Below are 14,824 nucleotides of genomic sequence, written 5' to 3'. Positions count from 1 at the left end.
GTGAAAATTTCGTTAACTAATTCTCTCCGAAGGCTTTTTTGCAGAAACAGGTTCTGGCACACTGATGAGAATAATTATCATCATCTTTATGATTCGCCAAGGACGGCGCTTGGGGAGTGTCAGTTCCATGGTTGCGCAACAACACGGCGGTAAAGGGTTTTCACCTAGTTTGATGGCTATCGCTATCTGTCTTGCAACGTCTCAGGCAGCTTTCGCAGCCGACGCTGAAACGCCAGCCGCACCGCTTGAACTGGGTGCCACTCAAATCAGCGGCGAGCAGCAGTTGGGCGAAACCACCGAAGGCACGCAGTCGTACACCACTGGCGCGATGGCAACTGCCACTAAACTTCCGCTGACCATGCGTGAAACGCCCCAAGCCGTGACGGTGATTACCCGCCAGCGCATGGACGACCAGGCCATGACCAGCGTCAACGATGTGGTCAAGAACACTCCCGGGCTGTTCCTCAGCCAAGCCGACGGCCCAGGCCGGCAGAGCTACAAGTCGCGCGGTTTCGACATCGACAACATGATGTTCGACGGCATCCCGAGTTCCTATTCGGGTTACGCCAACAGCGTGCAGCCAAACCTCGCAATGTTCGACCGTGTGGAAGTGATTCGCGGTGCCACCGGCCTGATCACGGGTGCCGGCAACCCTTCTGCGGCGATCAACTTTGTACGCAAGCGTCCGACCGCCACCCCGCAAGTCTCGCTGACCGGCGCAGTTGGCAGCTGGGACGACTACCGGGGTGAATTCGACGCCTCCAGCGCCCTGAATGACAGCGGCACCTTGCGCGGCCGTGTGGTCGGTTCGTATCGCGATGCCGACACTTTCCGCGACAAGGAAAACAGCAACCACGGCCTGTTCTACGGCATCACCGAAGCCGACCTCAGCGAAGACACCACCTTGACCCTGGGTTTCTCGCGCCAAGAGGACCAGACCAACATGTTCTGGGGTGGCCTGCCCATCGGCGTCGACGGCCATCACCTCAACCTGCCCCGCTCCACCAACCCCGGCAGCGATTGGGAAAACAAGAAGCTGACCATCAACACCGTGTTCGGCGACATCGAGCACCGCTTCGATAATGGCTGGAAACTGAATGCCGCCGCCTCGTCGTCACAACTCGATGGCGTGTTCACCGGCTCCTATCAGTCGCGCTATGAGACTGAATTGGCGCGGACCGTCTACCAATCGCACCAGGACGACAAACAATTTGGTCTGGACACCTTCGCCAGTGGCCCGGTCGAAGCCTTCGGCCGTACCCATGAAGTGGTGGTCGGCACCAGCAAACGGATCTACGACGCAACCTCCAAGGAGTACAGCCCGTACGACACCAATTACCCGCTCAACGGGGCAAAACCCGATTTCGTGCGCGACGGCAAGGGCCACAGCATCACCACCCAGGACGGTGTCTACCTGACCACCCGCCTTAACCTGGCCGACCCGCTCAAGGTAATCCTTGGCGCACGCGTCGACTGGTACGACTACGATGACCGCCAGGGCGACGGCGACTACAAGGTCACTCGTAACCTGACGCGTTACGCCGGTGTGATCTACGACCTGGACGAGCACCACTCGGTTTATGCCAGCTACACCGACATCTTCACGCCGCAGACAAACAGAGACTTTTCGGACAAGCCCCTGGAACCTATCGTCGGTGAAAACTACGAAGTGGGCATTAAGGGCGAATACTTCAACGGCGCCCTCAACGCCAGCCTGGCGGTGTTCCAGATCGACCAGAAGAACCGTGCAACACTGCCTGATAGCCAGGCGGGATGCCCAATCACAACCTGTTATGAAGCATCCGGCCTGGTGCGCAGCCAGGGTATCGACCTGGAACTGCAAGGCGCGGTCACAGAGAACTGGCAAGTCGGCGGCGGTTTCTCTTATACGCGCGCGCATTACATCAAGGACACCAACCCGGCCAACGAGAACCAGTCGTTCAACTCCGACACCCCCGAGCGCCTATTCAAACTGACAACGTCCTATCGTTTCCAGGGCCCACTGGAAAAACTGCGCATTGGCGGCAACGTCAACTGGCAGAGCCGTATGTATAACGACGTCATTCTCGCCAATGGCAGCAGCTACCGCCTGGAGCAAGGCAGCTATGCGGTCGCGGACATGATGGCGGGCTACCAGGTGAACAAGAACCTGGACCTGCAGCTCAACGTCAACAACATCTTTGACCGCACCTATTACTCGGCGATTGCCAGCAGCCCGATCTGGGGTTCCACTGATACTTATGGCAACCCACGCAGCTTTGCGCTAACCGCCAAGTACAGCTTCTGATCGTCGTTATATCCTCGGCTGCCCACTCGGGCAGCCGTTCTTAAAAGTCCTCCCTGAACCTGAAATACCTGCTTCACTCCACACCGGCGTGCCGTCGTGGCACGCCGCGTGCTTGCTTGATTCCGATGCCACCACATGGAGTAAGAGTAAATGCGCGTCCGCACACGTTTTCTCGAGCACTACCGCAAGGCCGACCGCATCATGCTGGCATTGATCTGGTTGATGTGCCTGTTCTCCCTGGGTTTGGCCTTTTGGCACGACACATTGGCTCAGGCGGTGATCGTCGGTGGCGGCACCAGCGTGGTGCTGACGGCGCTCTACCGCGCCATCAGCGGGACGCGCTTGATGCGATGTGCACTGGGCGCCGGCTTGATGGTCATGGCCGCGTTGCACATCAACCAGGCGCAGGGCGTTATCGAAGCGCACTTCGGGATTTTTGCGCTGCTGGCGGTGCTCACGTTTTACCGTGACTGGCTACCGATCCTGGTGGCTGCGCTGACGATTGCCGTGCATCACGTGGTGTTCCATGCCTTGCAGCATCAAGGTTTCCCGGTGTTTGTGATGGAGCATCACGGCGGCTGGACGATGGTATTCGTGCACGCTTTCTACGTGGTGATGGAGACCGTTGCCCTGCTCTACCTGGCGGTTCACAGCCAGGCCGAAGCGGTCGAGAGCCAGGAAATGCTCGAGAAAATGCTCGCCGTGACCTCGCAGTTCACCGTCGAACCGGCCAAGGGCAATCAAGAAAAAGTACACGTTTCACTCGCTGCGCGTTTCGACCACTTCCTGCAACAACTCACCCACCTGATCGACGGCGTCGCGCGCGATTCCCACGGGCTCGGTCAACTCGGCCAGGAACTGGCCAACGCCAGCGGCACCCTGGAAAAAGGCGCGCGCCATCAACTCGCGCAAATCACAGAAATGACCGGCTCGATGCAGCGCATGAAAGACGCGATGGGGCACATTACGGTGCACGTTGAACAAGCGGTGGAGCACGCCGGCCTGGCCAGCCGGCAAATCCTCCGTGGCCAGGAAAGCGTCGGCCGCGCCCAGCAGGAAATCGCTCAACTGTCGTCACGTATCAACGGAACAGAGTCGACTGTACAGTCGCTGGCCGTACAGGCCGAGCAGATCGGTTCGGTGCTTGAAGTGATCAGCAGCATCGCCAACCAGACCAACCTGCTGGCCCTCAACGCCGCCATCGAAGCCGCCCGCGCTGGTGAGCAAGGCCGTGGTTTTGCCGTAGTGGCCGATGAAGTGCGCAGCCTGGCCCAGCGCACCGCCCTCTCCACCCAGCAAATCAAAACCATCATCGAAGGCTTGCAGCAAGGCAGCCGCCAGGCCGTCGAAGCCATGCACGACAGCCGCCAAGGCGTGGAGCGCTGTGTGGAAGACAGCCAATTGGCTGTCGAAATGCTACGCGCGGTGGGTAATGACATCGCCCACATCGACCAGCTCAACGGCCGCATCGTCACGACCACTCGCGAGCAGTCCTCGGCCAACCTGGAAATAGTCGGGCGCTTGCAGTCGGTGCAAAGCATTGCGCAAAGCACGGCCGACGATGTGGAAACCCTGGCACGCAGCAGTGAGCGCTTGCCGCCGATTGCAGTGCGGCTGGATGCGTTGGGGCGCAGGTTTCATCCTTGAGTGTGGGGGCAATAAGGCAGGCAACCTTGATAGAGGCACTGTAAAACAGCACGATAGACCGCTTCCGGTGAACTGCATTCAGTAAGCGTCTACAACTTAGGGGCGACTCTATGGGATATCTTGCTGGCCTCTAAACCGACTTGTTTCAAGGAGGAAAAGTGCGGATCTACATCACAGGCGCCTCGTGTGCAGGCGTGACGACGTTGGGCCACTCCCTCGCACCGTTGCTTGGCGTACAACATGTCGATGTTGATGACTTCTACTGGCTGCCCACCAATCCACCGTTTACGACCAAGCGACCCGTCAATGAACGGGTTCGTTTGATTGAACAAACACTCAGCGACCATGGCTGGGTGCTGACCGGTTCTTTTGATGGATGGGGAGATGCGCTGATAGCCCATGTCGATCTGATCGTGTTTGTGACAACCCCGACACCTGTTCGCCTTGATCGATTGGCCCGGCGTGAACAGCAGCTTTTTGGCGATCGCATAGCACACGGTGGCGATATGCATGAGATACACGTGGCGTTCCGCGAATGGGCCTCGCAGTATGACAACCCGGCCTTTTCCAGTCGCAGCAGAGCGCGGCACGAAGCGTGGATCTCAAAGCAGACGGTTCAGGTTTTGCGAATTGACGGCGAGAACACTGCTGAAAAAATGGTCGCGGAGGTCACCCTCGCCGTGGAGCAAAACTCGAAGAGGTCGGCAATGGATCGATAGCGACAGACCGTCGGATTGTCCGGGCACACCCCCACCCCTTATCCTCATACCCCTTGATCCCGCCAATGTCGGAGCCACCATGGACCTCGCCACCCTCGCCCTTTTCCTCCCCGCCTGCTTCGCCCTGAACATGGCGCCAGGCCCCAACAACCTGCTGTCCGTAAGCAACGCCACCCGTTACGGCTACCGAGTCTCATGCCTGGCCGGCATTGGACGCCTGCTGGCCTTCGCCGGGATGATCGCCCTCGCCTCCGCCGGTTTGGCGGTGGTGCTGCAAACCTCGGAGTTGTTGTTCTACGCGATCAAGATCCTGGGGGCGGCGTATCTGTTTTATCTGGCGTATCAACTGTGGCGGGCGAAGCCGCAGGCGAACGCGGAATCAAACAATGCAAAAGTGGGTTTGTGGGCATTGGCGCGACAGGAGTTCCTGGTGGCGGCAGGCAACCCCAAAGCCATCCTGATCTTCACCGCCTTCCTCCCGCAATTCGTCGTGCCCGGCCAGCCCATCACCCCACAATTCGCCCTGCTGGGGGCGATGTTCCTGGCGCTGGAATGGATCGCCATCAGCGCCTACGCCTATATGGGCCTGCACATGCGTCGCTGGTTTGCCGAGCCGCGTGGCAAGCGGATTTTCAATCGCTGCTGCGCAGGGTTGTTGTCGGCGGCGGCGACGGTGTTGTTGATGGCGCGCAGGGCTTGAATTGCCCCCATCGAGGCAGCAGTGAAGGGACAGCGCACACTACGTGGCGTAAGGACCGAGCACCCCGCCGCCGTGACGGACACTACGTCGGTACGCTACCCTTAAAGATTAACCCGCTCCTGCCGTCACCCTTACATCCCTGAATGGACTCAACGAGGTTTCTGTGCGTTTTATCACTTCCCTTTTGCTGGTGGGTAGCATCGCCACCCTGTCCGGTTGCGCCACCCAGGCCAATAAAGTCGATCAGTTGCTCGCCGCCACGCTGGCTCAGCCCCTGGTAGAAAACAGTATCGTGCGCGAAGGCGATCTCCTCAGCTTTGAGCTGCTGATGCCGCAACCTGACGCAGGCGTGCGCCGTACCATGCAGTTCGAAGCCGCGTGTTCGTCGCCACAATTGCACCTGCTGTACCTCGACGGCTCCCAGCGCGTTTATCCGCTCAAAGCCGGTCGCTATACCGAGGCGCGCCAACTGTCTGCCGAACTGCGCGCGGCGCTCGGCGCCAACCCGACGTTCGTGCGCGCGTGTGCCGAAACGCCGAAGCCGGACTGGCGCCTGGTCAAGACTGACGACCGTGGTAATTGGGTGCTGATCGACGCCAGCAGTCTCAAGACCGTCGACGGCGAAGTCCGTTTTTGGGCCGCTTTCGACAACCCGACCGTGTTGAATGACCTGCCGTACGACGCGCCGTACGCGCAAAAACGCGAGCACTTTGCGGTGTCCTGCGCCAAAGGCACGTACAAGGAACTGGCCGGTTATGACATGGACGCCCGAAACCGCGTCAGCGATGGCCGGGTCGACAATTTCCCGACGCCCCGCGGGATTGGCGGCAGTGATGCCGACTATGAACTGCTGTTCAGCAAAGTCTGCGTGAACCCGGAGAAGATCGCCGCGCTGCCGGTGTTCAAACCGCGCTTGAAGGCCCCGGCGACCATCGCCCTGACCTCGGCACAGCCGCAAGTGCTGGCCGCGCTCGCACCTCTTAACGTGGACAAGCCGAGCCGTTCACTCAAGTACGTGCACATGACCGGCACGTCGACGTTCAAGGGCAAGACCAGCGAAGCGACCAGTGAATACTTCATCAGCCAGGATGCCGCGAGCGGCCAGCTGGCGATCGCTCATCGTGGCGAAGGCTACGAGACGCAATCGGTGAGTTGGCGCAACCTGTTGACGCTGGTATCGAAGTCCACCTACGGCGGCACCGGCATGGCTGAAAGCTCGGCGCTGAGCCAACTGAGCTTCACCGGCAACTGGAAGACCCTGCCGGTGGGCGACACTGTGGTGTACCAGACCACTCGCTCGACCCTCAACAGCCTGGTGGGCAATTACGGCAAACAGCAAACCACCCGCTGCGTGGTCGAGCGCGAACTGCAGGCCCGCGAGCTCAACCCCAATCTACTCGGCTCCGCCAAGGCCTTGTCGTGCAGCGATGACGACGACAAGTACAAGCGGGTGAGCCATCTGTACTACCTGACCGACTACGCCTATTTCTACGAATCGAGTACGGACAAGAATGAGTTTTTCTACTCCGACTCGCGCATCGATAAGTTCGAGTAACTGCTCATGAGCAACGGCGTGAAAATCGACCCCAGGGTGATCCCGGTTCCGTCATCGATCAGCCTCGAGGCCCAGGCGACCCTCAAGCGCCTGGTCGGTGAAGACGGCGCGCCCTTGAACGCCTTGTACGCGATGCCCGAGCCCGAGGACCACGACGGCTGGCGCCTCAGGCAAGCCGCCGTTGCCCAGTACCAGGCCAGTGCAAACGCAGGCCTTGAGGCGTTGCTGCACGCCAGCCTGGAAACCATCACCGTAGCCACCGCCACCGTGCACGTAGCGACCCCCGCAAATCCCACGGGTTTTGCCTACATCGACCTGCACGGCGGCGCGCTGGTGTTCGGTGGCGGTGAAAACTGCCGTATCGCCGCCGGTAAGGCGGCCGACCTGCACGGCATGGTCTGCTACGGCGTGGACTACCGCATGCCGCCCGATCACCCTTACCCGGCGGCGCTGGATGACTGCCTGGCCACCTACCGGCATGTACTCAAAAGCCACGCCGCTGAACACATCGTGATCGGCGGCCGCTCAGCCGGGGGCAACCTCGCTGCGGCGATGGTCTTGCGCGCCCGTGACGAGGGCTTGCCATTGCCGGCGGCACTGGTGCTGTTGTCGCCGGAAGCGGACCTGACCGAGTCGGGCGACAGTTTTCAGGTCAACCGTACCGTCGATGTCGTGCTGCCCAACCCGCTGATGGGCGTCAACCTGCTGTATGCCGACGGCGCGGACCTGTCCCACCCGTACCTGTCCCCGCTGTTTGGCGACTTCGCAGCGGGCTTTCCGCCGACCTTCCTGCAAAGCGGCACGCGGGATCTGTTCCTGTCCAACACGGTGCGTATGCACCGCGCGTTGCGTCAGGCGCGGGTGCCGGCAGTGCTGCATATTTTCGAAGCGATGCCCCATGGCGGCTTCATGGGCGCGCCGGAAGATGCGGAGCTGGTTGCAGAAGTGGCCGAGTTCGTGCGCGAACATCTGCCGGCGCCTACAGGGGTTGACACATTTGCTGACATCCCCTGAAGATGGACGCCTTCTTCAGGGTGTGTCAGCTCATGTCCGCATCGCCTTCCGTTAACCATTGCGCCATTGGCTTGATTGCCAAGGCGCAAGGTTGCGTTGCGCACGCCCTCAAATCGAAGAAACAGTCGCTCATGTGACCGGGGCGCGCTGTCCCGTCAGATGAGCTGACAGGACATTGAGCGCGACGGTCTCCCCCCTTGCACAATTCCCTCTGCCCTTCTGACGGTGACGTTATCGGTCAATCATCAGGAGTATGTGTATGTCCGCGTTTCAAGGTATCTGGGTTCCCGTGGTCACACCGTTTCAGGACGGTGCCATCGACTACATCGGCCTGCGTCGGCTGGTCGGCCACCTGCTGGAAAAGCACGTTGCCGGCATCATGGTCTGCACCACCACAGGGGAAGCGGCTTCGTTGAGCCGTGACGAACAACTGGCGGTGCTCGATGCCGTGTTGCAGTGGGTGCCGGCGCACCGCGTAGTGATGGGCCTGGCGGGCAACAACCAGATCGAATTGCTGCAGTTCCAGGGCGAAATCCTCAAGCGCCCGGTGGCGGGTTTGCTGGTGCCCGCCCCCAGCTATATCCGCCCTTCCCAGGCAGGCCTTGAAGCGTTTTTCCGCACGGTGGCGGACGCCTCCAGCGTGCCGATCATTCTCTATGACATTCCCTATCGCACCGGCGTGACGTTTGAGCAGGCCACGCTGTTGAGCATCGTCAGGCATGCGCGGATCGTGGCGATCAAGGATTGCGGCGGCAACCTGGGCAATACCCTGGCGCTGTTGGCCAGTGGTGAGGTGGATGTGTTGTGTGGCGAAGACATCCAAATTTTCAACGCGCTGTGCCTGGGCGCCAGTGGGGCGATTGCGGCGTCGGCGCATGTGCGCACCGAGCGGTTTGTGGCGCTATGGCAGCAGGTGCGGGACAACCAGTTGGCGGAGGCACGGGCGACGTTCTTTGAGTTAGTGCCGTTGATCAATGCGATGTTCATGGAGCCGAACCCGGCGCCGGTGAAGGCGGCGTTGGCGTTGGAAGGGTTGATCGGCAGTGAACTGCGCGCGCCGATGCAAGGGGCCAGTGAAGCGGTGGTGGCTAGACTGCAGAGTCTTTTGAGTAGGGGCCTTTAACCTGTGGCGAGCGGGCTTGTTGTGGGGATTAGGATTATTGTGGCGAGCGGGCTTGTTGTGGCGAGCGGGCTTGCCCCGCGTTGGGCTGCGAAGCGGCCCCAATAAAACCACCGCATTCTTCAAGATAGAACAGTGGCGTCTGGCTTGGGGCCGCTTCGCAGCCCAACGCGGGGCAAGCCCGCTCGCCACAACAAGCCCGCTCGCCACAACGGCCCCTACTCACACTACATGCCGCATGCCATTTCAACCCTGCCTGGCCACATGCAACCGATGCAACGTGATCTCGCGCACCGCTTGCTTGCTCAGCTCGATATGCCGCTTGAGCAGGTGCTGCGCCTGATCGCTGCGCCGTTGCAGGATCGCGTTCACTATCTGCTCATGCTCCTCGTAAGTCGCGGCAATACGCGGCGCCTGGGTAAAGTCGAGGCGGCGAATGATGCGGATTTTTTCCGTAATGGCGTAGTGCATACGCGCCATTTCACGGTTGCCGGTGGCTTCCACCAGGGCGCAATGGAAGCGTTCGTCCAACTCGGACACTGTTTGCGTGTCCTGCACGCGCTCACCCTCCTCCACCAGCCAGGTCGCCTTGAGCCCATCGAGCACCGCATTGTCGGGCGCGTCCATCAGGCACAAGCGTGCGACGGCGGCCAACTCCAGCACGATCCGTACGTCGTACAGCTCTTCGAAATAGGTGAAGTCGAACGGCCTCACCTGCCAGCCACTGCGAAAATACACCTCCACATAGCCTTCCCGCTCCAGGCGATAGAGGGCCTGGCGCACCGGCGTACGGCTGGCGTGCATGCGTTCGGCCACTTCACCTTCGCTGAAACGGTCACCCGGCAGCAGGCGAAAGTCGAAAATATCCGCCTTGAGTTGCGCGTAGATCTGTTCGGCCAGGCTGTCGGGGCGCTCTTTGGTTGTTCTCGGCGCGATGAGCTGCATGCTTACCCCTTGCTGGTGACGTAGGCACGCCAGCCGCCGAACTCGGTGACATCCAGGGCGTCGGCCAGGGCCCAGGGCTCGCAGATGAACCCCTTGACGCTGCGCCCGTCCGCCAGGGTCAGGTTGCCGATGCCCAAGGGCGCGGGAATCTCGGCGACGAATTCACCAAAGCGTGCGAGGGGCATATCCCACAGCTCGACGATAATTGAGCGGCCGCTGTCGGCCTTGGCGAGCCCCGGCTTCGGCGGCACCGTGCCCGGCAGCGCATACAGGCGATAGTGGTTGGCCGTCTGGGTTTGCTCAACCAGCACTGCGTTGCGCGTAGTCAGCTGGAAGTTCAGCGGCATGCCGGTGAGGTGTGCCCCCACCACCGCTACCCGCACGGTGCCCAGCGCTTGCTTGACCGGCGCCGGCGCCGGCAAATAGCGTTGGGTGGCACCCAGCGGCAGGTCAAGGCTGGCCTGCCAGCGTTTGCCCAGATGAGCCAGGGCCGCGTCATGCCAGGCCGGTGCGAGCAAGGTGATGCCGCTGGGCAAACCATCGACCCGTAGGCCCGCCGGCAGTGCCAATGCCGACAGGTCCGCGAGGTTAGTGAAGTTGGTGTAGTAGCCGAACTGCGAGTTGTAGCGCACCGGCTCAACGGCCATGTCTTCAAGGGTTCGAATCGTCGGCGAAGTCGGCACCAGCAGTGCATCGAAACCGGCCAGCGTGTCGTTGATCCGCCGGCTCAATTCGGCACGCAGGTATTCGGCTTTGTAGGCATCACAGGCGCTGTAGGTGCGGCCGTTTTCAACGATGCCGCGCACCACCGGGTTGATCGCCTCCGGCTGGCGTTCAAGCATGCCTTCCAAAGCCACCGTGCGTTCAGCCACCCACGGGCCGAAATACAACTGGTCCGCCAACGCCTTGAACGGAGTGAAATCCACCGGGGTGATCACCGCGCCGAGGGCCTTGAAGCCCTCGACAGCCTGCTCGAACACGGCCTGGTTCTGGGTATCGCCGAAGAACTCCAGGCTCGCCGGGATGGCCAGCTTGATCGATGTAGCCACCGCGACCGGCGCAGTATTGGGGTTGGTGCGGGAATAGGCATCGCTGGGGTCATAACCCGCCGCCACGTTCGCAACGGATTCGGCGTCTTCCACCGTCAACGCGAACACTGAGATGCAGTCAACGGTGCGACACGCCGGCACCAGGCCCGTATTGGACAAGCGGCCCTTGGTCGGCTTCAAGCCGACGATATTGTTGAACCCCGCCGGCACCCGCCCGGAACCTGCGGTGTCAGTGCCCAGTGAAAACGCCACCAGCCCACGCGCCACCACCGAGGCAGAGCCGGAACTGGAACCGCCGCTCACATACGCCGGGTTGAGGCTGTTGCGCACCGCGCCAAAAGGCGAGCGCGTGCCCACCAGCCCGGTGGCGAATTGATCGAGGTTGGTCTTGCCCATCAGGATCGCTCCGGCAGCACGCAATTTGGCGAGCACGGTGGCATCCGACGTCGCAGCGTAGGCAAATTCAGGGCAGGCTGCCGTGGTGTCCCATCCAGCCGCATCAATATTGTCCTTGATGGCAAACGGCACGCCGTACAGCGGCAACTTGGCAATATCGCCCCCCAGGGCTGCCAGGCGCTCTGCCAGTTGCGCCAGTTGAGCGGCTAATTGTTCAGGTTGCGCTCGGGCGATCCAGGCAGTGTCGGCGGCGGGGTATTCGGCGGCCAGGGTCAGCAGGATGTCCGGGGTCATTGCACCGCTGCGATAGGCGGCAAGCCATTCGCCGAGGGTCCAGCCAATAACGCTGTGCATAGGGCGCTCCATCTTGTATCCAAGTTTGGATTTCTCTAAAGCAAACCTCAGGCCAAATGCCGATGCGTAATGATTGCGGGGCTGTCCGATCAATCCGACGTATCAAGCCTGCGCGCTGTTGGCGCACCCAGGCATCGCCCATGCGCCAAAAAAAGACATTCAGCGGACCGCTCGGTTGCGACCCACGCGATACCGGCCTATGTTCCAAGCCATGCCTTACAGTTCGCTGTCCCCCGCCCTGTACCCATCCCGTACCCAGGTGACGACATGCCCACACTTTCACGCCCCGCCGTGCTCGAACTGATCGGCAACACGCCGCTGGTTCGGGTCAGCCGCTTTGATACCGGCCCCTGCACGCTGTTTCTCAAACTCGAATCGCAAAACCCCGGTGGCTCCATCAAGGACCGCATCGGCCTGGCCATGATCGACGCCGCCGAGCGCGACGGCCGCCTGCGCCCTGGTGGCACGATTATCGAAGCCACTGCCGGCAACACCGGCCTGGGGCTCGCGCTGGTGGGCCGGGCCAAGGGCTACCGCGTGGTGCTGGTGGTACCCGACAAAATGTCCACCGAAAAGGTGCTGCACCTCAAGGCCATGGGTGCCGAGGTGCACATTACTCGGTCCGATGTCGGCAAGGGCCACCCTGAGTATTATCAGGACGTCGCCGCGCGAATGGCCAAGGACATTCCCGATTCGTTCTTCGCCGACCAGTTCAACAACCCGGCCAACCCGCTGGCCCACGAGACCAGCACCGCGCCGGAAATCTGGGCGCAAACCCAGCATGACCTCGACGCCATCGTCGTGGGCGTCGGCTCGGCCGGCACCCTCACCGGCCTGACTCGCTTCTTCAAACGCGTCCAGCCGGATCTTGTCATGGTACTGGCTGACCCAGTGGGCTCGGTAATGGCCGAATACAGCCGCAGCGGCACCCTGGAAACACCGGGGTCCTGGGCGGTGGAAGGCATCGGCGAAGACTTCATTCCATCGATTGCCGACCTGTCCAGCGTGCGCCACGCCTATTCCATCAGCGATGAAGAAAGCTTCGACCACGCCCGCCAATTGCTCAAGGCCGAGGGCATTCTCGGTGGCTCATCCACCGGCACCCTGCTCGCTGCAGCCCTGCGGTATTGCCGCGAGCAAACCGAGCCCAAGCGCGTGGTCACGTTCGTGTGCGACACCGGCACGCGCTACCTGTCGAAGGTTTACAACGACCAATGGATGAAGGATGCCGGCCTGCTGCAATACAAGCACTACGGCGACCTGCGCGACCTGATCGCCCGTCGCTTCGAGGACGGCCGTGTGATCAGCGTCAGTCCCGACGACACCCTGCTCACCGCCTTCCAGCGCATGCGCCTGGCGGACATCTCACAACTGCCGGTGCTGGTGGACGGCCAGGAGCTGGTGGGCGTGATCGACGAGTCCGACATCCTGCTGAGCCTGCACCACGACGCGGCGGAGTTTTCCATGGTCGTCGCCAGTGCCATGACCAACACCTTGCACACCCTGGCGCCCAGCGCCAGCCTGGCTGAGCTGCAGGCGGAACTGGATCGTGGCCTGGTCGCCATCATTGCCGACGCGTCGGGCTTCCACGGCCTGATCACCCGCGTCGATCTGCTCAACCACCTACGGAGATCCCTTGCATGAGTCAGCCCGATAAAAGTGCCTTTGCCACCCGCGTGATTCACGCCGGGCAATCACCCGACCCGACCACGGGCGCGCTGATGCCGCCGATCTACGCCAACTCCACCTACCTGCAAGACAGCCCCGGTGTACATAAGGGTTTCGACTACGGCCGCTCCCACAACCCCACGCGTTTTGCCCTGGAGCGCTGCGTCGCCGACCTTGAAGGCGGCAGCCAGGCGTTTGCCTTTGCCTCCGGGTTGGCGGCGATTTCCACCGTGCTCGAACTGCTGGATGCCGGCAGCCATATCGTCTCCGGCAACGACCTGTACGGCGGCACTTTTCGCCTGTTCGACAAGGTGCGCCAGCGCAGTGCCGGGCACCGCTTCAGCTTTGTCGACCTGAGTGATTTGTCGGCCTTTGAAGCGTCCCTGCAGGACGACACGCGTATGGTCTGGGTCGAAACCCCGAGCAACCCGCTGCTGAGCCTGACCGACCTCAGTGCCATCGCACGCATCTGCCGCGACCGCGGGATTATCTGCGTGGCCGACAACACCTTCGCCAGCCCGTGGATTCAGCGCCCGCTGGAACTGGGGTTCGACATCGTGGTGCACTCCACCACCAAATACCTCAACGGCCACTCCGACGTGATCGGCGGCATCGCCATCGTCGGCGATAACCCAGAGTTGGCCGAGCGCGTGGGCTTCCTGCAAAACTCGGTCGGCGCCATCGCAGGTCCCTTCGACGCGTTCCTGACCCTGCGCGGCGTGAAAACCCTGGCGCTGCGCATGGAACGGCATTGCAGCAATGCACTGGACCTGGCGACCTGGCTGGAACAACAGCCGCAAGTGTCGCGGGTTTATTACCCAGGGCTGGCGTCGCATCCCCAACATGAACTGGCACGCCGGCAGATGCGCGGGTTTGGCGGGATGATTTCAGTGGACTTGAACAGCGACCTGGCCGGTGCTACTCGCTTTCTGGAAAACGTGAAGATCTTCGCCTTGGCCGAAAGCCTGGGTGGCGTGGAAAGCCTGATCGAACACCCGGCCATCATGACCCATGCGAGTATTCCGGCGGCGACGCGGGCGCAATTGGGGATTGGCGACGGGTTGGTGCGGTTGTCGGTGGGGGTTGAGGAGGTGGAGGATTTACGGGCAGATCTGGCGCAGGCGCTGGCGCTGATCTAACGGCCACCGGTGAGCGGGCTTTTGTGGTTAGCAGGTTTGTTGTGGTGCGCTTTTTTTGTGGCGAGCGGGCTTGCCCCGCGTTGGGCTGCGAAGCAGCCCCAAAACCTGCAGATGCGTTCTAACTGAAAAACGGCGCTGGCTTTACTGGGGCCGCTTCGCAGCCCAACGCGGGGCAAGCCCGCTCGCCACAAAAAGCCCGTTTGCCACACCAAGCCAGCTCACAACAACAAG

General features: G+C 61.5%; 11 protein-coding genes. 9 read left to right on the top strand and 2 right to left on the bottom strand.

The genetic code is table 11. The features are described from left to right. Positions 1-127 precede the first annotated feature (127 nt). The 7 genes from ACR52_RS24370 to dapA all read left to right on the top strand — a co-directional run bounded on the left by ACR52_RS24370 (position 128) and on the right by dapA (position 9,045). Complete coding sequence (locus ACR52_RS24370; RefSeq protein ID WP_048730323.1) at positions 128-2,287, top strand: TonB-dependent siderophore receptor; 2,160 nt, start codon at positions 128-130, stop codon at positions 2,285-2,287. Positions 2,288-2,437: 150 nt separating this feature from the next. Beyond that, positions 2,438-3,934, top strand: coding sequence for a methyl-accepting chemotaxis protein (locus ACR52_RS31625; protein ID WP_048730321.1), 1,497 nt, complete (start codon positions 2,438-2,440; stop codon positions 3,932-3,934). Positions 3,935-4,092: 158 nt separating this feature from the next. Next, complete coding sequence (locus tag ACR52_RS24360; protein WP_048730320.1) at positions 4,093-4,653, top strand: ATP-binding protein; 561 nt, start codon at positions 4,093-4,095, stop codon at positions 4,651-4,653. A 79-nt stretch (positions 4,654-4,732) separates the two neighbouring features. Next, positions 4,733-5,353 (top strand): LysE family translocator, encoded by a 621-nt coding sequence (locus tag ACR52_RS24355; RefSeq protein WP_048730319.1) that lies wholly within the window; start codon positions 4,733-4,735, stop codon positions 5,351-5,353. A gap of 163 nt (positions 5,354-5,516) precedes the next feature. Next, a complete protein-coding gene (locus ACR52_RS24350) occupies positions 5,517-6,908 on the top strand; it encodes a hypothetical protein (protein ID WP_048730317.1) in 1,392 nt (463 codons plus the stop codon). Between the two features lie 6 nt (positions 6,909-6,914). After that, positions 6,915-7,922, top strand: coding sequence for an alpha/beta hydrolase (locus ACR52_RS24345; RefSeq protein ID WP_048730316.1), 1,008 nt, complete (start codon positions 6,915-6,917; stop codon positions 7,920-7,922). 259 nt (positions 7,923-8,181) lie between these two features. Then, positions 8,182-9,045 (top strand): 4-hydroxy-tetrahydrodipicolinate synthase, encoded by an 864-nt coding sequence (dapA, locus tag ACR52_RS24340; RefSeq protein ID WP_048730315.1) that lies wholly within the window; start codon positions 8,182-8,184, stop codon positions 9,043-9,045. A gap of 243 nt (positions 9,046-9,288) precedes the next feature. Here dapA and ACR52_RS24335 read toward each other — a convergent pair whose 3' ends face one another. Both ACR52_RS24335 and atzF read right to left on the bottom strand, forming a co-directional pair. Continuing rightward, positions 9,289-9,987, bottom strand: coding sequence for a GntR family transcriptional regulator (locus ACR52_RS24335; protein ID WP_048730314.1), 699 nt, complete (start codon positions 9,985-9,987; stop codon positions 9,289-9,291). 2 nt (positions 9,988-9,989) lie between these two features. Continuing rightward, positions 9,990-11,786, bottom strand: a complete 1,797-nt coding sequence (atzF, locus tag ACR52_RS24330) for an allophanate hydrolase (RefSeq protein ID WP_048730313.1) — start codon at positions 11,784-11,786, stop codon at positions 9,990-9,992. 267 nt (positions 11,787-12,053) lie between these two features. Here atzF and ACR52_RS24325 point away from each other — a divergent pair, with 267 nt between their 5' ends. After that, positions 12,054-13,430, top strand: a complete 1,377-nt coding sequence (locus tag ACR52_RS24325; protein ID WP_048730311.1) for a pyridoxal-phosphate dependent enzyme — start codon at positions 12,054-12,056, stop codon at positions 13,428-13,430. Further along, positions 13,427-14,593 carry a cystathionine gamma-synthase gene (locus tag ACR52_RS24320; RefSeq protein WP_048730309.1) on the top strand — a complete coding sequence of 389 codons (1,167 nt, stop codon included), beginning with the start codon at positions 13,427-13,429 and terminating at the stop codon, positions 14,591-14,593. The genes ACR52_RS24325 and ACR52_RS24320 overlap by 4 nt, the downstream gene beginning before the upstream one ends. The last annotated feature ends 231 nt before the right edge of the window (positions 14,594-14,824 follow it).

This window comes from Pseudomonas fildesensis (genome assembly GCF_001050345.1).
GTDB lineage: Bacteria > Pseudomonadota > Gammaproteobacteria > Pseudomonadales > Pseudomonadaceae > Aquipseudomonas > Aquipseudomonas fildesensis.
This window is presented reverse-complemented; position numbering and strand designations above follow the sequence as displayed.